General features: G+C 49.9%; 17 protein-coding genes and 4 tRNA genes. 13 read left to right on the top strand and 8 right to left on the bottom strand.

Annotation, left to right across the window (positions count from 1 at the left end):
* Positions 1–15 precede the first annotated feature (15 nt).
* The 8 genes from acpP to ptsG all read left to right on the top strand — a co-directional run bounded on the left by acpP (position 16) and on the right by ptsG (position 7,979).
* Positions 16–252, top strand: coding sequence for an acyl carrier protein (gene acpP / locus EHW56_RS02855; RefSeq protein ID WP_046075439.1), 237 nt, complete (start codon positions 16–18; stop codon positions 250–252).
* A 92-nt stretch (positions 253–344) separates the two neighbouring features.
* Positions 345–1,583 carry a beta-ketoacyl-ACP synthase II gene (fabF, locus tag EHW56_RS02850; RefSeq protein ID WP_046075440.1) on the top strand — a complete coding sequence of 413 codons (1,239 nt, stop codon included), beginning with the start codon at positions 345–347 and terminating at the stop codon, positions 1,581–1,583.
* Positions 1,584–1,709: 126 nt separating this feature from the next.
* Positions 1,710–2,519 carry an aminodeoxychorismate lyase gene (gene pabC / locus EHW56_RS02845; protein ID WP_152796495.1) on the top strand — a complete coding sequence of 270 codons (810 nt, stop codon included), beginning with the start codon at positions 1,710–1,712 and terminating at the stop codon, positions 2,517–2,519.
* A complete protein-coding gene (mltG, locus tag EHW56_RS02840; RefSeq protein WP_172969965.1) occupies positions 2,513–3,529 on the top strand; it encodes an endolytic transglycosylase MltG in 1,017 nt (338 codons plus the stop codon). Before pabC ends, mltG begins: the two co-directional genes overlap by 7 nt.
* Complete coding sequence (gene tmk / locus EHW56_RS02835) at positions 3,526–4,164, top strand: dTMP kinase (RefSeq protein ID WP_046075443.1); 639 nt, start codon at positions 3,526–3,528, stop codon at positions 4,162–4,164. The genes mltG and tmk overlap by 4 nt, the downstream gene beginning before the upstream one ends.
* Complete coding sequence (holB, locus tag EHW56_RS02830; RefSeq protein ID WP_152796497.1) at positions 4,161–5,153, top strand: DNA polymerase III subunit delta'; 993 nt, start codon at positions 4,161–4,163, stop codon at positions 5,151–5,153. Before tmk ends, holB begins: the two co-directional genes overlap by 4 nt.
* Before the next feature lies 1 nt (position 5,154).
* Positions 5,155–5,934 carry a YchF/TatD family DNA exonuclease gene (locus EHW56_RS02825; protein ID WP_172969964.1) on the top strand — a complete coding sequence of 260 codons (780 nt, stop codon included), beginning with the start codon at positions 5,155–5,157 and terminating at the stop codon, positions 5,932–5,934.
* A 614-nt stretch (positions 5,935–6,548) separates the two neighbouring features.
* Positions 6,549–7,979 (top strand): PTS glucose transporter subunit IIBC, encoded by a 1,431-nt coding sequence (ptsG, locus tag EHW56_RS02820; RefSeq protein WP_152796629.1) that lies wholly within the window; start codon positions 6,549–6,551, stop codon positions 7,977–7,979.
* A gap of 60 nt (positions 7,980–8,039) precedes the next feature.
* Here ptsG and EHW56_RS02815 read toward each other — a convergent pair whose 3' ends face one another.
* The 3 genes from EHW56_RS02815 to EHW56_RS02805 form a co-directional block, all read right to left on the bottom strand.
* Positions 8,040–8,948, bottom strand: a complete 909-nt coding sequence (locus EHW56_RS02815; RefSeq protein WP_152796631.1) for a lysine exporter LysO family protein — start codon at positions 8,946–8,948, stop codon at positions 8,040–8,042.
* 110 nt (positions 8,949–9,058) lie between these two features.
* Positions 9,059–9,982, bottom strand: coding sequence for an HDOD domain-containing protein (locus EHW56_RS02810; RefSeq protein WP_152796633.1), 924 nt, complete (start codon positions 9,980–9,982; stop codon positions 9,059–9,061).
* A 129-nt stretch (positions 9,983–10,111) separates the two neighbouring features.
* Entirely contained in the window at positions 10,112–10,699 is a 588-nt protein-coding gene (locus tag EHW56_RS02805) for an LON peptidase substrate-binding domain-containing protein (protein WP_152796635.1), read from the bottom strand.
* Positions 10,700–10,997: 298 nt separating this feature from the next.
* Between EHW56_RS02805 and EHW56_RS02800 the strand changes: the two genes are divergently transcribed.
* From EHW56_RS02800 to EHW56_RS02780, 5 genes are all read left to right on the top strand, one after another.
* Positions 10,998–11,585 carry a TfoX/Sxy family DNA transformation protein gene (locus tag EHW56_RS02800; RefSeq protein WP_077639019.1) on the top strand — a complete coding sequence of 196 codons (588 nt, stop codon included), beginning with the start codon at positions 10,998–11,000 and terminating at the stop codon, positions 11,583–11,585.
* 196 nt (positions 11,586–11,781) lie between these two features.
* Positions 11,782–11,855: transfer RNA gene (locus tag EHW56_RS02795), tRNA-Cys, on the top strand.
* 25 nt (positions 11,856–11,880) lie between these two features.
* Positions 11,881–11,957: transfer RNA gene (locus EHW56_RS02790), tRNA-Met, on the top strand.
* Positions 11,958–12,106: 149 nt separating this feature from the next.
* Positions 12,107–12,182: transfer RNA gene (locus tag EHW56_RS02785), tRNA-Gly, on the top strand.
* A 39-nt stretch (positions 12,183–12,221) separates the two neighbouring features.
* Positions 12,222–12,308, top strand: a tRNA-Leu gene (locus EHW56_RS02780).
* A 313-nt stretch (positions 12,309–12,621) separates the two neighbouring features.
* Here EHW56_RS02780 and EHW56_RS02775 read toward each other — a convergent pair.
* The 5 genes from EHW56_RS02775 to EHW56_RS02755 form a co-directional block, all read right to left on the bottom strand.
* Complete coding sequence (locus tag EHW56_RS02775; RefSeq protein ID WP_152796637.1) at positions 12,622–13,266, bottom strand: Fic family protein; 645 nt, start codon at positions 13,264–13,266, stop codon at positions 12,622–12,624.
* Positions 13,267–13,435: 169 nt separating this feature from the next.
* Complete coding sequence (locus EHW56_RS02770; RefSeq protein ID WP_152796639.1) at positions 13,436–13,657, bottom strand: FeoC-like transcriptional regulator; 222 nt, start codon at positions 13,655–13,657, stop codon at positions 13,436–13,438.
* Positions 13,608–15,935 carry a ferrous iron transport protein B gene (gene feoB / locus EHW56_RS02765; protein WP_152796641.1) on the bottom strand — a complete coding sequence of 776 codons (2,328 nt, stop codon included), beginning with the start codon at positions 15,933–15,935 and terminating at the stop codon, positions 13,608–13,610. Before feoB ends, EHW56_RS02770 begins: the two co-directional genes overlap by 50 nt.
* Entirely contained in the window at positions 15,935–16,162 is a 228-nt protein-coding gene (locus EHW56_RS02760; protein WP_077772107.1) for a FeoA family protein, read from the bottom strand. The genes feoB and EHW56_RS02760 overlap by 1 nt, the downstream gene beginning before the upstream one ends.
* Before the next feature lie 234 nt (positions 16,163–16,396).
* On the bottom strand, positions 16,397–18,784 hold the full coding sequence (locus tag EHW56_RS02755) for a Lon protease family protein (RefSeq protein WP_152796643.1): 2,388 nt from the start codon (positions 18,782–18,784) through the stop codon (positions 16,397–16,399).
* Positions 18,785–18,946: the final 162 nt, after the last annotated feature.

The following is an 18,946-nucleotide window of genomic DNA, read 5'->3' as shown; positions in this document are numbered from 1 at the left end:
AGGACTAGTATTAATATGAGCAACATCGAAGAACGCGTAAAGAAAATCATCGTTGAGCAACTAGGTGTCGACGAAGCAGAAGTGAAAAACGAAGCTTCATTCGTAGACGACTTGGGCGCGGACTCTCTGGATACCGTTGAGCTGGTAATGGCTCTTGAAGAGGAATTCGATACAGAGATTCCAGATGAAGAAGCAGAGAAGATTACTACTGTACAGGCAGCTATCGACTACGTTGTCGGCGCTTCAGCGTAATCTCAGAATCCTACCAGGCGGTCTCCTCGACCGCCTGTGTTCTTTTTAAGCTATTCTAATTTCCAAACTTATATTCTCCGGAGAATATCATCGTGTCTAAGCGTCGTGTTGTTGTGACTGGCATGGGTATGTTGTCACCCGTGGGTAACTCAGTTGAGTCTTCATGGAAAGCTCTGCTAGCCGGGCAAAGCGGTATCTCAGCGATTGAGCATTTTGATGCCACTAACTTTGCTACTCAATTTGCGGGCATGGTTAAGGACTTCAATTGTGAAGACTACATGTCGAAAAAAGATGCACGAAAAATGGACTTGTTCATTCAATATGGCATTGCTGCCAGTGTGCAAGCCATTAAAGACTCCGGACTGCAAGTTGATGACAACAATGCACACCGTATTGGTGTCGCGATAGGTTCAGGCATTGGTGGTCTTGGTTTGATTGAACAAAACCATCGTGCGTATATGGAGAAGGGTCCACGTAAAATCAGCCCCTTCTTTGTCCCATCAACCATCGTTAATATGATTGCAGGGCACGTGTCGATTAATTACGGCATGCGTGGCCCAAACATCTCGATTTCCACCGCATGCACCACAGGCCTGCATAATATTGGTCATGCCGCCCGTATGATTGCATACGGTGATGCAGACGCTATGGTGGCCGGCGGCGCAGAGAAAGCCTCTACCGAGCTTGGTATTGGCGGTTTTGCCGCCGCCAAAGCATTATCAACACGTAACGATGATCCACAGTCGGCCTCTCGCCCATGGGACAAAGATCGTGATGGTTTTGTGCTGGGTGATGGTGCTGGCGTCATGGTGCTTGAAGAATATGAACACGCGAAAGCACGTGGCGCGACCATTTACTGTGAATTAGCCGGTTTTGGCATGAGCGGGGATGCTTACCATATGACGTCACCCAGTGAAGATGGCTCAGGGGCGGCACTGGCGATGGAAGCAGCGATTCGTGATGCGGGGATTAACCCAGCACAAATCGGTTACGTTAACGCGCACGGTACCTCGACACCGGCAGGCGATGTGGCGGAAAGTAAAGCGATCCGTCGTGCAATGGGCGAGGCGGCGGACAGTGTATTGGTCTCTTCAACCAAGTCGATGACCGGTCATTTGCTCGGTGCGGCAGGCTCTGCTGAGTCAATTATCACTGCCATGTCGCTGATTGATCAAGCCGTACCACCAACGATCAACCTTGATAATGTCGATGAGGGTTGCGATTTAGATTACGTACCGCACGAAGCGCGTGACGTAAAAATGGAGTACGCCTTGTGTAACTCCTTTGGTTTTGGTGGCACCAACGGCTCTTTGATCTTCAAAAAGCTGTAATACGCATAGGCGTTTATACAGCCTAAAAAGAGTCTGCTATAGTAACGGCCCGACGATTCGGGCCGTTTTTTATTGTCGGTAAGGTTTTTATTGTCGGTAAGAATAGTTGACTGTCGAGGTTGATAAATGATCTGGGTAAACGGACATCCTTGTCGCGAATTAGCGGTCGCTGACCGAGGGCTCCAATTTGGTGATGGTTGCTTTACCACTGGCCATGTGTATCAGGGGCTATTACTTGATCGCGATGCACATATACTGCGTTTACAAAGCACTTGTGAGCGATTAGCCATTCGCGAGGTTGATTGGTCGGCACTCGCGATAACGCTCGATCAAGCGTGTCAGTATTCGCAGGATGAACAGGTGTTGAAGGTGATTATCACCCGAGGCCAGGGGGGACGCGGTTACAGTCCCAAAGGCTGCTCGTCGCCAACCGTCATTGTTAGCCTGCATCCGTTTCCTCGCCATTATCATCATTGGCAACAGCATGGGGTGGCGTTGGCGACGACGCAGATGCAACTTGGCGCGTCACCATTTGCGGGGCTTAAACATCTCAATCGGTTAGAGCAGGTGCGTCTAAAGCTGGCACTGGAAGACGTGGAGGCCGATGATTTCGTGGTCGCGGACATGTTTGGCAACCTGGTTGAGACCACGGCGTCCAATCTTTTCTGGTGCCAAGACCATGTCATTTATACACCTGATTTGGCATATGCCGGTGTGGCGGGACTGATGCGAGAAAAAGTGATGGCCGTGATTGAAGGTTTCACGGACTACCAATGTAAAACGGTCGCGGTCGATGAGACGGCGCTGTGGCGTGCCGATGAAGTGTTTATTTGCAATACCTTGATGAAGGTGGTGCCAGTGACATCCATCAATGAAACAAGTTATAAAACGCATACGCTGACAAGGCGATTACAACAGAGGTTAAACGCGTGCTAAAAAAGCGATTTTTGGGGCTGGTGAGCGTATTGATGGCGATAGTCTTGGCCTCAGTCGCTGGGGTGCTTTGGCAAACGAAGGCGTTTATTTCCACGCCGTTATCCTTGCAGACGCCTCAGCTATTCACCGTACCTAGCGGTGCACATTACCATAAGGTCATTGCAAAATTTGAAGACAACGGTTGGATGACATCAAGCATCTGGTCGAAGTTTGCGCCACGGGTTTATCCAGAGCTGACTCGAGTACAAGCGGGCACCTTTCAGGTTCAACCTGGACAAACATTAGCCGAGGCGTTCGCGACTCTGCGTTCAGGGCAGCAATATCAAGATGAAATCACCTTTGTCGAAGGGAGTACGTTTGCCCAGTGGCGCAAGCAGCTTGCCTCCGCGCCGCATCTCGACAAAACATTGGATGGCATGAGTGAACAGGCAATTGCTGATGCGCTTGGGCTCACACACGATAAATTAGAAGGATTACTGCTTCCTGAAACCTACGCCTATGATGTGGGGGATACCGACATTGCATTGCTAAAACGCGCCGCGCGTGCAATGGAAGTGGCCTTGGAGCAGGCTTGGCAGCAACGTATCGAGGACTTACCGATAGAAACCCCTTATCAGCTATTAATCCTGGCTTCCATCATTGAAAAAGAGACCGCGGTGGCGAGTGAGCGAGAAAAGGTGGCGTCGGTATTTGTTAATCGGTTGCGACGCGGTATGCGTTTACAAACCGATCCCACCGTGATTTATGGTATGGGTGATCAGTATGAGGGGAATATTCGTAAACGTGACTTACGTACACCGACGCCTTATAACACTTATGTGATTAATGGCTTGCCCCCGACGCCGATCGCGATGCCAGGTAAAGCGGCCATCTTTGCCGCTGCCCAGCCAGCAAAAACGGATTACTACTATTTTGTCGCCACGGGTAAAGGCGGCCACCAATTTTCTACCACCTTGGCCGAACACAATCGGGCCGTGCGTGATTACTTAAAAGTGTTGAAGAATCAATGAAGAACCATTTCATCGTTGTAGAAGGCCTTGAAGGCGCGGGCAAAAGTACGGCCATCAATCAGATCAAACAGGTGTTACTCGACGCCGGAATCCAGGATGTGATCACTACGCGAGAGCCCGGCGGCACGCCGCTTGCTGAACAGTTGCGTACGCTTGTCAAACAAGGTCACCCGGATGAACCGCTCACGGATAAAGCCGAGCTTCTCATGCTTTACGCCGCACGGGTACAGCTTGTCGAAAACGTGATCAAACCCGCCCTGGCGAAGGGCCAATGGGTGGTGGGTGATCGCCATGATATGTCATCACAGGCCTACCAAGGTGGGGGACGGGGTATGGACACGTCGCTGATGAAAAGCCTGAAAGAAACGGTCTTGGGGACGTTTGCCCCCTCACTGACCTTGTATATGGACATCGACCCAGAGGTAGGCCTTGCACGTGCGCGGGGTCGAGGTGAGTTGGATAGGATTGAGACCATGCAACTGGATTTTTTTGAGCGCACGCGAGCGCGTTATCTGGCATTGGCAAACGACGATCCCAGTGTGGTGGTGATTGATGCGGGCCAGTCGCTAGACACAGTGACCGCTCAGATTAAAACGGCACTAGAAAATTGGCTTAAGCAGCAACCAGGCGTATGAGTGACAAGATAACATTGGCATACCCAGCGCCTTACGTTTATCCCTGGTTTGAAGGCGTTTGGGCGCATTGGCAGCAACTATTGACGAGTGCGCGCTTTCCGCACGCGCTCTTGTTGGCCGCGCCTCCGGGCAGCGGCCGTCGCGCATTGATAAGCCAGCTTGCCAAGGTGCGACTGTGTGGCCATCAAAACGATAGCGCCTGTGGGCATTGTCATCATTGCCAGCTTTTTGCGGCGGGTAACCACCCCGATATTCACTGGCTAGCCCCCGAGAAGCCCGGCAAGCAGATTGGTATTGATGCAGTGCGCAAGGTGCAACGACAAGCGCTGGAAACGTCGCAATTGGGCGGGGCGCGCTTTATTGTCATAGAGTGTGTCGAGCGTTTAGGGGAAGCCGCGGCCAATGCGTTGCTTAAATCGCTAGAAGAGCCACCTTCAGGGTGTTACTTCGTGTTATTGACAGACTCGCTGGATAGTTTACTCGCGACGATTATCAGTCGCTGTAGCGTGTGGAAAGCCCCGCAGGCGGAGGCTGAAACAGCCAAAACTTGGGTAGAGCAAGCATTGCAGCGCTCGGTGCCAGACCATGCGGTAGGCTTATATCGGGGCGCCCCCTTGGCTGCTCGTGACTTTGTGGCATCGGGCGGGTTAGATCATCACCATAGTGTGGTAGAAAGCTTTTCTACCTATGTGCGCGATAGAACGGGCCTGTTTGACACTATCGAGGTGTTGGTCGCACACTATCCCGCTTCATTGAACTGGCTCAGTCATTTTCTGCTTGATGTACTTAAATGGCGTCAAGGTGTGGGGCAGACCATTGTGCATCGGTATCATCATCAACGGGTTGCCGAGGTGGCCAATGTGCTGACCACCCAGCAAGTTCATTCACTACTACGTGCGCTGCATCAATTACAGCGTCAGTTACAAATTCATACAGGGCTAAATACCGAATTGGTTGTTAGCCAGTGGTTATTATCGATTGGAGAATAACGTGTTAATAGACTCTCATTGCCATCTCGACAAACTGGATTACGACTCGCTGCACCAGAATGTTGCCGATGTTTTAGATAAAGCGCAGGCAAGGGGCGTCGACTATTTCCTTTCGGTGGGGGTAACGCTAGATAGCTTTCCGGCGATGCTAGACATGATCCGACCTTACTCGCATGTTTTTGCCTCATGTGGTGTGCACCCTTTGGATATCGAAAATGGTTTCGATTACGACCGATTGAAAGCCTTAGCGGCTGATGAGCGTGTCGTGGCGGTAGGAGAGACAGGGCTTGATTACCACTATCAGCCAGAGCTTGCTGAGCAGCAGCAAGCGATTTTCCGCCAGCACGTCCGTCTCGCGGTTGAGCTTAACAAACCCTTGATTATCCATACTCGCGCGGCACGTGAAGACACGCTTGCGATTTTACGTGAGGAGGGCGCTGAGCGCGTCGGGGGTGTGCTACACTGTTTTACAGAAAGCTATGAGATGGCAGAGGCGGCGATTGAACTCGGTTTCTACATTTCAATTTCTGGGATAGTGACGTTCAACAAGGCCACAGAGCTGAAAGATGTGGTGCGTCGTATACCGCTTGAGCGCCTGCTGGTTGAAACAGACTCGCCATACTTGGCACCTGTTCCCCATCGTGGCAAGCAAAACCAGCCAGCTTATGTGAAAGAAGTTGCTGAGTACGTCGCGATGTTAAAGGGTGAATCGGTGGAAACGGTCTGTGACGTCACCAGCCGTAACTTTTTTACGCTTTTTTCTGGTGCAAACCCGCAATAATTCAAGTCGCCCGATAACCTTGTCGGGCGTTTTTCTTGCTTAGCACGTCACGCTCCTTTCGCCGCAAGAAAACACCGCTTTTTGATTATCTCGGCCTTGATAAGGCACCATCCCACTTGGTCAATTCTGCGTCATTTTTCGGTTATGTTTGCAACAAAATAACCGATTTATATCGCTAGCCTATCAAAGTTGATCTCGCGCAATTTCACATCTACCTTTTTGAAATGATTAGGAATTATCAATCTATGTCCTAGGTATTACGCGCTGTATTAATTCGTTACGTAAAATAACGTTAGGGGTGAAGGGGTTGCTATTTTTTTGTTCGTATCCTTTCCCCTGGGCAATAGATTTTTTGTCATTTTAAATCATGGCCTTATGTTGTTTTTTGCTGTTTTTGCCGCCAATTCTAATTGTGATCTATATTTACTTTTTAATCAGTAAAATCGTCACTGATAGGCAAGGTGATGATTCGCCCCTTATAGTTTGGGTGAGTTCAATAATCACAAATCGTTTGTGCTCTCGGCGCCTGTGGTATCGGTTGGCCTCTTGCGGGGGAATCGGAAGGTTAGTCCGACGAGACACATTGTTAAACGTCCTTGTCAGGAGCAAGAACTATGTCAAAAAACCTCTTTGCTAACCTGCAAAAAGTCGGTAAAGCGCTGATGCTTCCAGTATCTGTGCTTCCGGTCGCAGGTATACTTTTGGGTGTTGGTGCTGCCAACTTTAGCTGGATGCCAGATATTGTTTCACACATGATGGAACAAGCTGGTGGGTCTGTATTTGGTCAAATGGCCTTGCTGTTTGCCGTCGGTGTGGCGCTAGGCTTCACCAATAACGATGGTGTCTCGGGTCTGTCTGCGATTGTCGGTTATGGCATCATGGTGGCGACACTGGATGTCATGGCACCAGTAATGGGCGCTGAAGAAATCAAGACAGGTGTGCTTGGTGGTATTCTCGCCGGTGGTGTCGCGGCGTGGACGTTTAACCGCTTCTATACGATTCAACTGCCTGACTACCTTGGCTTCTTTGCCGGTAAGCGGTCGGTGCCAATCATTACCGGTTTCATTTCTATCGCGCTTGGTGTGATCCTGTCTGTTATCTGGCCACCAATCGGCAGTGGTATCGCTACCTTCTCACACTGGGCCGCCGAACAAAACCCTGTGACCGCATTTGGTATCTATGGTGTGGTAGAGCGTGCACTTATCCCATTCGGTCTACACCACATCTGGAACGTACCTTTCTTCTATGAAGCGGGTAGCTGTGTGAACAACGCCGGCGAGCAAGTAAACGGCATCATGACCTGTTTCTTGACCGCAAACGATGTCACTCGTGAAGCAGGTAACGGCTTTGGTCAGTTAGCAGGCGGCTACTTGTTCAAAATGTTTGGTCTACCAGCGGCGGCATTTGCTATCGCACATTCTGCCAAGCCAGAAAACCGCGCCAAAATCATGGGTATCATGGCATCAGGTGCACTGACGTCATTCTTGACCGGCATCACTGAACCTATCGAGTTCTCGTTCCTGTTCATCGCGCCAGTACTGTATGGTATCCACGCCATCATGGCGGGTGCAGCGTATGTGCTGACTAACGCACTGGGCGTTGTTCACGGCCATACCTTCTCGAACGGTTTCATCGACTTCATCGTGCAAATGCCACGTGCTGAGAACGTGACCACACTGGTGCTGCTGGGCCTTGGTTATGGTGTGCTTTACTACATCGTGTTCCGTGTAGTGATTCGCGCCCTTGACCTGAAAACCCCTGGTCGTGAAGACGAAGCGGTCGCTGACGTGTCAACCGCGACAGGTTCTGAGCTTGCGGGCGACTTGGTGGCTGCATTCGGTGGTAAAGACAACATCACAGGTCTTGATGCATGTATCACTCGTCTACGTGTCTCAGTGGCTGACACTGAAATTGTTGACCAAGACAAGCTCAAGCAGCTAGGTGCAGCGGGTGTAGTTGTGGTATCAGGTGGCGTACAAGCTATCTTTGGTACCAAGTCAGATAACCTGCGTACTGAAATGGATAACTGGATGCGCAGCCAATAATTGCATGCGCTAAACCAGCAAATGTAAAAAGGGGTAGCATCTTGCTACCCCTTTTTTTGTTCAACGGGCACCGAGTGAGAGAAAAAACAACATCAAAACGGGCACCAACAAGCTGAGTATGAACCCACTGACAATCGCAATCGGTACACAGCGAATCCCGCCTGTGCTTTGAATGATCGGCAAGGTGAAATCCATCGCGGTGGCACCACCATATCCAATTGCGGTGAGCGGATAGCGCCGGATTAACACTGGAATAATCATAATCGCCACAAGCTCGCGCGCGAGCTCGAGAATAAATGATGCACCGCCGTAGACAGGCCCCAGTCCGTCGCCCATTAAGATCCCTGCCAACGAGTACCAACCGAAGCCGGATGCCATCGCTAACCCGTGATGATAAGGAATATCTAACCACCATGCCGCCAGCAAGCCACCGGGCAAGGAGGTCGCGACAACGAGAGTCGCAATCATCAGCCCACTTTTATTGAGAATGATTTGCTTCAGCGTCATGCCACTGTTGCGGAGCTGAATGCCAATCAATAAGAGCAAAAGTAATAAAATACCCTCGCTGGCCGTATCGACCCAAGAAAGATCTTGATTGATTAATAGCCCTACGACTAAGCCAACGGCCACAGCCGCAATCAGCTTACCGGACTCTGACATCATGGCGCTGAGGGTCAGTTTATGTTGGTGGCCATGGGTCTCGGTTGGGAAGAGCTTATCGAGAACAGGCAGGGCAAGCAGGTTGGCCGCGCCGATACAAATGAAGAACGTGGCAGCGAAATACAAAATGGTGGAAATATGTTGCCCGAGGTTATCTAAGCCTGCGAGGCTTAAGCCCATCAACACTAAAATGACCATCACTAGCCGCATCGTCAGGGTATTGACGGCGTTGAGGTAGCGCGCCTGCTTAATGGGGATTAGATAGCCGATAATAAGCGGCGAGAAGATGAGTAGCATCCCTGAAAACATCTGATTTTGCTCGGTGTTAAGAAAGTAGAGCTTGAGGTTATCAACCGGTTAATAGGTTGGTCAATAAAATCAGACAAGGGTGGTTAAAGGGAAGACCACCCTGGCTTGGGTCAGATACTGCTTGCGTCCATGACTTGGTTTAGCTGACGAGAGAACTCTTTTTCATCGAGGTTGGATAGCTCATATAAAGCTTCTGCGCCAGGCGCAGTGATTTCCACTTCATGATCCTCTATTGAGTCATCTTGATTGCGAAACATTAACAAGTGATTTGCCATTCTCGCGATATCTAAATAGGTGATATCGGGGCGCGGCTTAGTGTAGAGCTTATTGTTAATGGCGACTTCTATAAAGTCACGGTCAAACTGCCACTGCTTGAGCACAAGACGGCTGCAGTCGCCCGCCAGTGAGAAGAAGACGCGCTCTGCAATGTCAAATTTTAGATAGTGTCCCTGATTCACAAAGCGCTGAAACTCGCCAATCACGCTGTATAAGCCAATATCAGCAAGCAACCCCACAATCAGTGCTTTTTCGGGCTCCACTGAAAGCGGTTCATCACAGTAGTTTCTGACTTTTTGCGTCACCAGTGCCATCGCAGCGGCGAGTTCACGAGATTTTTGCGCACTTTTTTTCAATAGCGCGTTGCAGGCCTTGGAAAACGTGGCATCACTCTTGAGCTGATAGACGGCGGCGGCTGTGATGATCCCTAAAACGCGATCAACGCCAAGCCGAGAGACGGCGGTTTGAACATCTTTGCATTGACCTGTGGCGCGGGGAGCAAATAAAGCGGAGTTTGCAGCTTTAAGCACGGCCCCACATAAGCTTGGATCGTCCAACAAGAGGTTGGCAATATCCCGCATGGTAGTATCCGACCGCTTGCTAGCGCGTTGTATTGACAGAACAGCATCCGGTAAAGGAGGTAGGGACAGGCGATTGACACGGATGGTTTCGACGGCACGCTTGTAAAACTCGGTTTCAAGGGAGCGTAAGTACTTATCACGATCCGGTGAGACCCAAAAAAATGAAAGATGATCCATAAGTCCTGATAGTAATTGTCAGCAGACTGCATAGTAATGCGGCGAAGAATAAAAGAGAACCGCCTTTCTCTGAATCAGTGAGCCTGCTGGCGTCTTTGATGATAATTTACACAGTCACTCATCTGTCGCTTAGTCGTCGTCAATAAGTGGATACCGCAATAGTTTATCAATAAACTCGGCCACCAATAAGGCCGTAGGCTGGGAGAGTAGAAGCTGTTTTTGTTTCACTTCGATGGGGAGTAACTCCAACCAGCGCAGGCAAACCCAGCCAATTTCATCGTACTGTGTTAACTGGAAGTGTTCGTGGCGTGTCGGATTTGATCGATAATACTGCTGCAGCTTCTCACTCAGATAGAGGTAATGCTTGGGAACAGCATGGCGTTGCCATTTTGGCAACGGTGTATAACGCGCCATATTGACGTCACCTTCACCCGCGTCAATCGCATTCACTTTGACACTTTCAATCCCTTGTAACGTCAACGCGATTTCATGCGCACCATGACGATTGAAGTCTGCAATCTCGCAAAGCGTAACGATAGGAGAAATGGCGTGCGGGCGCTGCTGACCTTCATCCTCATTTTTCATCGCGACCAAAAGGCGAGGTGGTTCGCCTGCCTGTTGGAGCATTTGTAAGTAACATGACTCAGACAGCACATAGCTGTGCAATCCCCCAGGCAATAAATGACTTGCTTCTATTAACAGCGGGTGTCTCGACATGTCGGCTCCCTGACTATTAGCTTACCACTATTAATTTAGCGCACTCATCGCCCTGCGTTAAGCATAGATGCATCGAAGACTTTATTTAACAACGAAAAGGTGTCTGCAGTAAATGCGACAAGGGCCTCATTCGACCAAACCTCTATATAGCGATAAGTGATCAGATGCATAGTATTTGGTCGCTATTTAATGCAATCTCTTTGTGAAAATAACCATGCACAATGACTAGCTTATCAGTCAATTGGTGGGTCGGTTTTCCGGCTTGTATTAAAGCGCATTCACTGAAGGAGATAATTGGATGGCGAAGCAATTTAAAGCCCAATTAATGCATTTTCTGGATAGTTATGGGGAGATGGAGCAACGTTCTATGTTTGGTGGCATTGGCTTTTTCTGCCAAGAGGCGATGTTTGTGTTGCTAACCGGAAAGCATGTTTATTTACGAGGAGGAGGCGTGCTAACGGACAAGTTGATTGCCAAAGGTTGTGATAAATTTGTTCATGTAAAGAAAAGTACCTCTGCGGCAGTTAACTATTATGATGTGACCGCACTCTACTTAGGCCATGATCCCGATTTGCCCACGATGGTTGAACAGTCCTTACAGCGTGCGATCAAAGACAAAGCATGGAAAGCATCGGCATCCAGTCTTCGGCTTCGGGATTTACCCAACTTACGATTAACGATTGAAAGAATGCTAAAAAAGTCGGGCGTGAGAGACGTGTCGACGTTCTACAGCATGGCGCCGCAAGAAATGTTTCGTCGGGTGCAAATGACACACGGTAAAGATATCGATATCAATCTACTGTGGAAGCTCGCTGGGGCACAGCAGGGACGTCATTGGGAATTGATTGAAAAAGATGAACGTGAACGGCTGCTCGCCGAGGTATAGGCACACCAATTTTCAAACCTCGCGTAGACACCACCACTTTTTAGGCCTTTTTCGGCCGAAAAAGAGTCGATAGAGTAGTGAAATGTTATGTTTGGATAAATAATCGTCGGTTAGACGCTAAAATGATAATTTTTGCGTGACAGGCGGAAAAACTTATGTAGAATTCAAACCACTTAGCCGAGAGGTGAAGCGCGAGGGCGCGTTGGCAGAGTGGCTATGCAGCGGATTGCAAATCCGTGGACCTCGGTTCGACTCCGGGACGCGCCTCCATGAACTCTGGCTAAAATAATACGGACGCGGGATGGAGCAGTTTGGTAGCTCGTCGGGCTCATAACCCGAAGGTCGGTGGTTCAAATCCGCCTCCCGCAACCAATTTTAGGTTGCTATAGAAGCGCTTTACAATTGATGATAAGTCAATACGACCTTCGGTCGGTGCCGTTGCACGGCGCGAATTGCATTCAGCGTTAAAGCCGCCTCCCGCAACCAGTTTTCCAAGCGTTACTTAACGTTTGAATAAATAAGCGACATTAGCTCAGCTGGTAGAGCGCGACCTTGCCAAGGTCGAGGTCACGAGTTCGAACCTCGTATGTCGCTCCAAACATAAAACAGTGGCGTAAGCGACTGAAAAGATTGTGTGCCCTGGTGGTGGAATTGGTAGACACAAGGGATTTAAAATCCCTCGGCGTTCGCGCTGTGCCGGTTCAAGTCCGGCCCGGGGCACCATTAATAAGCAAGACGGCGACCTTAAGGGTCGCTGTTTTTGTATGTCTTTTCCTTGTTCAGTGCGTACGTTGTGCTTCACAATTTTGAAGAAAACAGACAGGTATCTGCGTTGAATTAACGCTATTTTTTGACTAAAATTTAATCAATGATGACCAGAGTGACTGTGAAAAGGCGATTGATGCAGAAAAAAACAAAAAAGGTGACGACGGCGATGATAACGCGTGCGGTAGCAAGCTCGACCGCGATTGAGACGCAAGCATCAACCGAAGAAGTGGAGGCAAGGCTTAAAGCGAGCAGGCAGAAATATCAAAACTTAGCGCTCGCTGATTGAGAGAGATGAAAATGTGAGGGGTAAAATGTCGTTAATCAGCCGCTCCATGTGCTGGTAGTCATGCCCGACACCAGCTTGAATTGCCGCAATGTAAAAGTCTTTGTTTTCTTCCCAAAGTCGATAGTCCAACAATCCTAAGCCCGCCTGTTGGCACAGCACATCAATGAGTAAACGCGATATTCGTCCATTTCCTTCTCGAAATGGGTGAATAAGAATGAACTCAACGTGACTTTGTGCAAGGTAACGAATGAGCGTCGCGCGCGGCATTACCGATATCCCCGCGTACTGGTTGAGAAAGACGCTTTCAAAATGCTGCAAACAGGCCCCTATCTGCTTGGGGGAAGTAAAACGAAACCCACCTTTACTCAGCTCAACATTCCTCACCTGACCGGCCCATGGGTAAACATTGCCCAGCCATTGTCGATGCCAGCTGGCGAGGGTGCTAACCCTTAATTGGCGTGGGAAATGGCCGCCGGTGAACACACGTTCGTAAAGCTTCGCAAGTAAGACAGCTTCAATGTCTTCCATTTTGGTGGGATCAGTCACCCCCATGTGGTTTTTGAGGACGCGTTCGTTAGAGCCCGGTTGGTATTGTGCCTCACTGGATTGTGTTTGATAGCGGCTCATGGCTTCTCCCTCTACATCGACTCCTTTGATTTTAGTTCAGAGACGTGTGTAAGGGCGCAAGGCGATAAATGCGATGTGTGATCGTCGAATGGATAAGGTGAGTCACGGAGTCTGTTGATCAACAAGGCAACGCTAAGGCTGCCTTGTGATCATCACGCGGTTAGGAGGGCTAAATCATGCTAAAGCATTGTATTTCATTCTGGTGTGCCAAACGGTAGTGGATATCTTGCGGATCCTTACGCCCCGATTGTCGAATAATCACCCCGCGTTTGACCCAGGTCGCCATCATCGCTTCAATACCGTCTGGGCTTATCCCATACTGGTTGGCGAGGTCTGTGCGACTAATGACACCCGCCTGACTGACACTGGCTTTGAGCTTTTGCAGGATCATAATAGGTCTCCTTAAACCAATGGGGATGTTTGCCGACGTAGCGCATGAGTGCCACCACGACAATCAGTAAGGCACAAAGGCCAGTGATGTAGAGTGTGGCTGGCGTGGTGGCGACACTCAACTGACTGAATTGGTAGCATAACGTGGCACCGCTTACCGCGAGCAGCATTGACCAGCTCGCCACAAACAGGGCAAATCGCCGACCAAACTCGCGTGTGTAGGCGCCCAGAGCGGCAACACATGGGGTGTATAGTAGGATAACAATGAGATAGGCCATCACGCTGGCGGTGCTAGTGAATTGACGATGCAGATTATCAAACGTTGTCATACTGACTTCTTGCGCTTGTGCGGCGGCCTCGGTGTTTTCAATCTCACCGACATCGATAGCCAATGGATCGGTATAATCAATGCCAAATAAGTTTTCAGGAATGCTCTGGACCGCTTCGACCAGCGCTTCTCCGAGTGTGGTCTCTTCTTCGGCTTCTTCGCTTGGCGCATAAAGGTTATTCAAGGTGCCGACGACGGCCTCTTTGGCAAATAGCCCGGTCACCAACCCGACGGTAGCAGGCCAATTATCCTCTTCAATCCCGATAGGTGATAGGGCCGGCGTGATCACTTGTGCGGTTTTCGAAAGGACGGAGGACTCGCTGTCTTCGTGTCCGAACGATCCATCGGTGCCTAACGAGTTGAAGAAGGTCAGAATCGTCACCACGATAACAATGGTTTTACCTGCACCAAGGACAAACCGACGCAGTTTTTGCCACGTGTTGTTCATCACATGGCGTACGCGCGGCAGCTCGTAGTCAGGGAGTGTCATCAGTAGGCTTTCACTATGCCCTGGATAAAGGGTGTGACGCAGTATCAGGCCGGTGATTATCGCAGCGACAATGCCAAGCAAGTAGAGGCCGAAAACAAGGTTTTGTCCGTTTTGCGGGAAAAACGCCGCGGCGAAGAGGGCGTATACAGGCAGGCGAGCGCCACAGGACATAAACGTTGCCATCGCGGCCGCGGTTTTGCGCTCGTGAATCTGTTCTAATGTGCGCGTTGCCATCACAGCGGGGACGGTGCACCCAAAGCCGAGGATTAAGGGAACAAAGGCTTTGCCCGGCAACCCCATTTTTTGCATTAAACCGTCTAATAAAAAGGCGGCACGTGCCATGTAGCCTGTGCTTTCTAATACCGTTAGAAATAGGTACAAGCCTGCAATAACAGGAATAAAGGTCGCAACGGTTTGAATGCCTCCTCCGAGGCCATCGGCGAGAATAGTGACAATCGCCGCTGGCAGTACGCCGTCAAGAAGCTGGTGGGTGCCATCTACCAGTATCGCGCCGGCGGCAATATCGAAAAAGTCGATAAAGGCGCCGCCAATGTTGATGGCAAACACAAACATCGCATAGAGGACGGCGAGCAAAATGGGCAGTGATAAGAAGGGGTTGAGAATGATCTTGTCTAGCTTCTCGGTATTATTGCGACTGAGATGACGAAGCTCGCGGCGAGCCTGGTGAACCATGTCACGAATCGCACTGTAGCGTGTATCAGCAATGACGATGTCAGTGTCTAAGTCTGAAAGGGCTTGGTTTGCCATCGTAAACTGCTGCTGGTCAGCATCGGTACTACCATCAGGCAAGCGTCCCCGCTCTAAGCATTCGAGCAAGTGCGCACGTTGATTCACTTGTGCCGCGGCGGAATGAAGAAAACCGGCGCCAAGCTGGTTTTGAATCCAGTTTTCTAATGGCGCACCGTAGTTCAGGTACATTGCCTCACATACGGGTAAATGGGTGGTCAGGTGGGCGAGCTGGTGACGCAGAGTGTCCACCGTCGCCTGTTGGCACGCGGTGACCGTGAGTACAGGACAGCCCAGCATCGTTTGTAATTTAGCGGTGTCGAGTTGTTGACCATTACGATCAAGCAAATCCATTTTGTTAATCACCACCACCATAGGGACACCGCGTTCACGCAGTTGAAGGGTGAGGTAGAGTCCGCGCTCTAGGCAATTGGCATCTAAGACATTAATAATAAAATCATTTACACCGCTATCGATGGCGTAAGTGGCAATTTGCTCATCAATACTGGCGTCAAAGCCTGCGTTTAGCGCATAAAAGCCGGGTAAATCTGTGATGTGACAGTCGTTATGCGCCAGAGAGAGCGTACCGACTTTTTTGTCGACAGTAACGCCAGCCCAATTTCCGACTTTCTGCTGTGAGCCGGTGAGCGCATTAAATAAGGTGGTTTTCCCGCAGTTTGGGTTGCCTGCGAGTACAATGCGGCGTGAGCTCATCAGAGTACCTCCACGTCAATCAGTTTGGCGACGTCACGACGCACGATCAGTTGTTCACTGTCGAGGCGGATCTGAAGTGGATCACCCAATGGCGCGCGCCTGACAAGCTCAACGCCTGTGCCTGGAATCACGCCCATGACCGCGAGACGATGACGAACAGACGCGGGCACATGATGGACACTGGTAATACGCGCGGATTGGCCGCGACCAAGTGTGGACAGTTTCATAATGCGAGACTCAAATAAGAATGGTTTGCATTGGATATTACGCGTAAATTTCACGTTGTTTTTTGCGTCGGATCAAGCAATTTTTAATGAGCACCGTGTCCTGAAAAAAGGACGATGACGCGAAAAGAGACAAAAAAGGGGAAAGTGGTCGATAAAAATTAAAAAAGGGCGGTTAAATGTGTAAGAAATTATTTCACTCCCTGGCAGGTTAGTCGCCAGGGAGTGAGTGAGTAACTAATGCGAATGAGGAGGCGATGGCTCTTTTTGTGCTTGACGCTGACGGTTCAGCTTGTCGATGGCGACCTCTAACAGCCCTGATGTTTCCGTATGGTCAGGGCCAAAACCGGCAGCCTGATCCGCCAATAAAGCAAGTGCGTCACTGACATGCGAGACGGCGTAGACGTGAAACTCACCTTTTTCGACCGCCAACACCACGTCTTTACGTAACATCAGGTTTTGAATATTGGCTTCTGGGATGATCACCCCTTGAGTGCTATTCGGACCTTTGAGCGTACACACATCAAAAAAGCCTTCGATTTTTTCATTGACCCCGCCAATAGGCTGCGCCTCACCAAACTGGTTCATCGAGCCCGTAATGGCAATATCTTGACGAAGGGGCGCCTCGGTAATGGCGGAGAAAATCGCGCAAAACTCCGCCATTGAGGCGCTGTCGCCATCGACCCCGCCATAGGATTGCTCAAACGTAAGATGGGTTTTAAGTGGAATGGTGTCCGTTTTACCCAATAAACTTGCCAGGTATGCTGACAAGATCATCACACCTTTGGAGTGAATACGGCCGCCGAGTTTCACACTTCGCTCGATATCCAGCACTTCTCCTTCCCCAAACGCCGTGGTCGCGGTGATACGGTTGGGTAAGCCAAAGCTGTAATCCGATGTACTCAGCACCGAAAGGCCATTGATTTGACCAAGTGCCGTGCCATGCGTGTTGATAAGTGTGACGCCGTTTTCCACATTCTGCATCATGCTGTCACGCAATCGACTGACGCGCATATTGCGGCTGGCGAGGGCTTTTTCTACATGCAGGGCACCAATACTGTTTGCTTTGGCGTGGTGGGCCCAATAATTAGATTCACGCAATAGGTTGGCAATATCAGCGGAGTGTAGTGATAAACGATTTTGATCGTCAGCTTGGCGAGCACTGTGCTCAATAATACGCGCAATGGCACTGCGACTGCAGTGAAGAAGATGACTGTCATGAATAATGCTTGAAATGAACTTGGCGTATTGTTGCTCGGTGCTCTCAGTGCGCGGCATGTCATCTTCAAAGTCGGCGGTGACCCGAAACAGCTCAATAAACTCCGCATCGTAACGTTGGAGTAGCTGATAGGTTTGATAGTCGCCAAACAAAATGATCTTAACATCCAGAGGAATCGGCGCCGGATCGAGAGACACAGTCCCGCTTAGGGTCACTTCTCGCTCTAAGGCGCTAACACTTAACTGGCGGCTACTGAGGGCCCGCTTGATGCCATCCCACACATAAGGCTTCTCAAGGACTTTAATCGCATCCATCAGCAACACGCCGCCATTGGCGCGGTGAAGGCTCCCTGAACGAATCAATGAAAAGTCGGTAAACACCGTGCCTTTAAACGTGGCATTCTCAACATAACCGAACAGGTTGTGATAACTAGGGCTATCCTCAACCACGATCGGCGCTTGTGCGTCATTCTGACTGACTAACACATTGACTTGGTAGCGGCGAGGGAGTTTTTTATCCAGCGCCGCATACGCGAGTGCGGCTTGCTCCTCACTGTCTTCAAGGAAAATATCGAGGTGCTCAAGCATGTCAGCTTGCATGGCGTCTAAAAAGGTTAAAATGTCAGGCAAGTCAGCAAAGTTTTTCTTAAGCGGCGCCATTTGCGTGGCGATGACTTCTTGGGCGATATCCTCATCCAAGGCTTTTTGTTTTTCCGCGTACTCAGACTCCCATTCGCCAAGTTGGCGAACAATACCGCGCAGTTCCGTCTCTAGTTTATCGATGACTTTGCCAAAGGCCATCTGCTCGTCGTGTGAGAGGGCGTCAAAGGTCTCCTCGGTATGAGGCTCCTCGCCGTTTAGTGCTACAAATTGGTAATCACCTTGAGGGGTGATGGTCAAACTCACATTGTTTTTTTCTGCTGTTTCACTTAATCCCTGAAGGACGCTTTGTTGGCGCTCAGTAAGCTGGTTTTTCAGTGTTTCAGCACGCTGGTAATACATTTCGTTGTCAAATGCCATGGGCAGGGCGTTGGCCAGTTTGCCCATCAGTTGCTCAATATGCTTTTTGAGTTCACTGCCTTTACCCGCAGGCAGCTTCAATACTTCTGGGGAGCGCGCTTCATGAAAATTAGCGACGTAACACCAGTCATAAACCGGTGACTCACTTTGCCAGTGTTGGTTGAGGTAGCGCATCATCATGGTGCGTTTTCCAAGTCCATTTTGGCCAATGGCATAGATGTTATAGCCTTTCTCTTTGATGGACATGGCGAACTCAACCGCGTGACGGGCACGATCTTGACCCACAATCTCGTCGAGTGGCGCAAGGTGTTTGGTTGAAGTGATGTCACTGTGCTTTAAACTGGACTCACGGTATAAACGATCGCTTGTTAGCGGAGTGATAGCCATAGCGCTTCCCATATTGGCATTTTGTCGGTGATGACTTTCAGTGTAGCGGCTGTAAGTGATTGTTTTAGTGACCTTGGTGGAGAAAGCTGGGATGGGATCACAATTTTGCTTTGCCTGGTGGTTTTATGTACAAATCGGGCCGTTGGGCCCGGTACGATTGTG

Source organism: Salinivibrio sp. VGrn1 (assembly GCF_009377995.1).
GTDB classification, from domain to species: Bacteria; Pseudomonadota; Gammaproteobacteria; order Enterobacterales; family Vibrionaceae; genus Salinivibrio; species Salinivibrio siamensis.
This window is presented reverse-complemented; position numbering and strand designations above follow the sequence as displayed.

Excerpts from the sequence above, each read along its gene's own strand:
- acpP (WP_046075439.1), top strand. The coding sequence starts at position 16 with ATGAGCAACATCGAAGAACGCGTAAAGAAAATCATCGTTGAGCAACTA.
- pabC (WP_152796495.1), top strand. The coding sequence starts at position 1,710 with ATGATCTGGGTAAACGGACATCCTTGTCGCGAATTAGCGGTCGCTGAC.
- tmk (WP_046075443.1), top strand. The coding sequence starts at position 3,526 with ATGAAGAACCATTTCATCGTTGTAGAAGGCCTTGAAGGCGCGGGCAAA.
- holB (WP_152796497.1), top strand. The coding sequence starts at position 4,161 with ATGAGTGACAAGATAACATTGGCATACCCAGCGCCTTACGTTTATCCC.
- ptsG (WP_152796629.1), top strand. The coding sequence starts at position 6,549 with ATGTCAAAAAACCTCTTTGCTAACCTGCAAAAAGTCGGTAAAGCGCTG.
- EHW56_RS02815 (WP_152796631.1), bottom strand. The coding sequence starts at position 8,948 with ATGTTTTCAGGGATGCTACTCATCTTCTCGCCGCTTATTATCGGCTAT.
- EHW56_RS02810 (WP_152796633.1), bottom strand. The coding sequence starts at position 9,982 with ATGGATCATCTTTCATTTTTTTGGGTCTCACCGGATCGTGATAAGTAC.
- EHW56_RS02805 (WP_152796635.1), bottom strand. The coding sequence starts at position 10,699 with ATGTCGAGACACCCGCTGTTAATAGAAGCAAGTCATTTATTGCCTGGG.
- EHW56_RS02800 (WP_077639019.1), top strand. The coding sequence starts at position 10,998 with ATGGCGAAGCAATTTAAAGCCCAATTAATGCATTTTCTGGATAGTTAT.
- EHW56_RS02775 (WP_152796637.1), bottom strand. The coding sequence starts at position 13,266 with ATGAGCCGCTATCAAACACAATCCAGTGAGGCACAATACCAACCGGGC.
- EHW56_RS02770 (WP_152796639.1), bottom strand. The coding sequence starts at position 13,657 with ATGATCCTGCAAAAGCTCAAAGCCAGTGTCAGTCAGGCGGGTGTCATT.
- feoB (WP_152796641.1), bottom strand. The coding sequence starts at position 15,935 with ATGAGCTCACGCCGCATTGTACTCGCAGGCAACCCAAACTGCGGGAAA.
- EHW56_RS02760 (WP_077772107.1), bottom strand. The coding sequence starts at position 16,162 with ATGAAACTGTCCACACTTGGTCGCGGCCAATCCGCGCGTATTACCAGT.
- EHW56_RS02755 (WP_152796643.1), bottom strand. The coding sequence starts at position 18,784 with ATGGCTATCACTCCGCTAACAAGCGATCGTTTATACCGTGAGTCCAGT.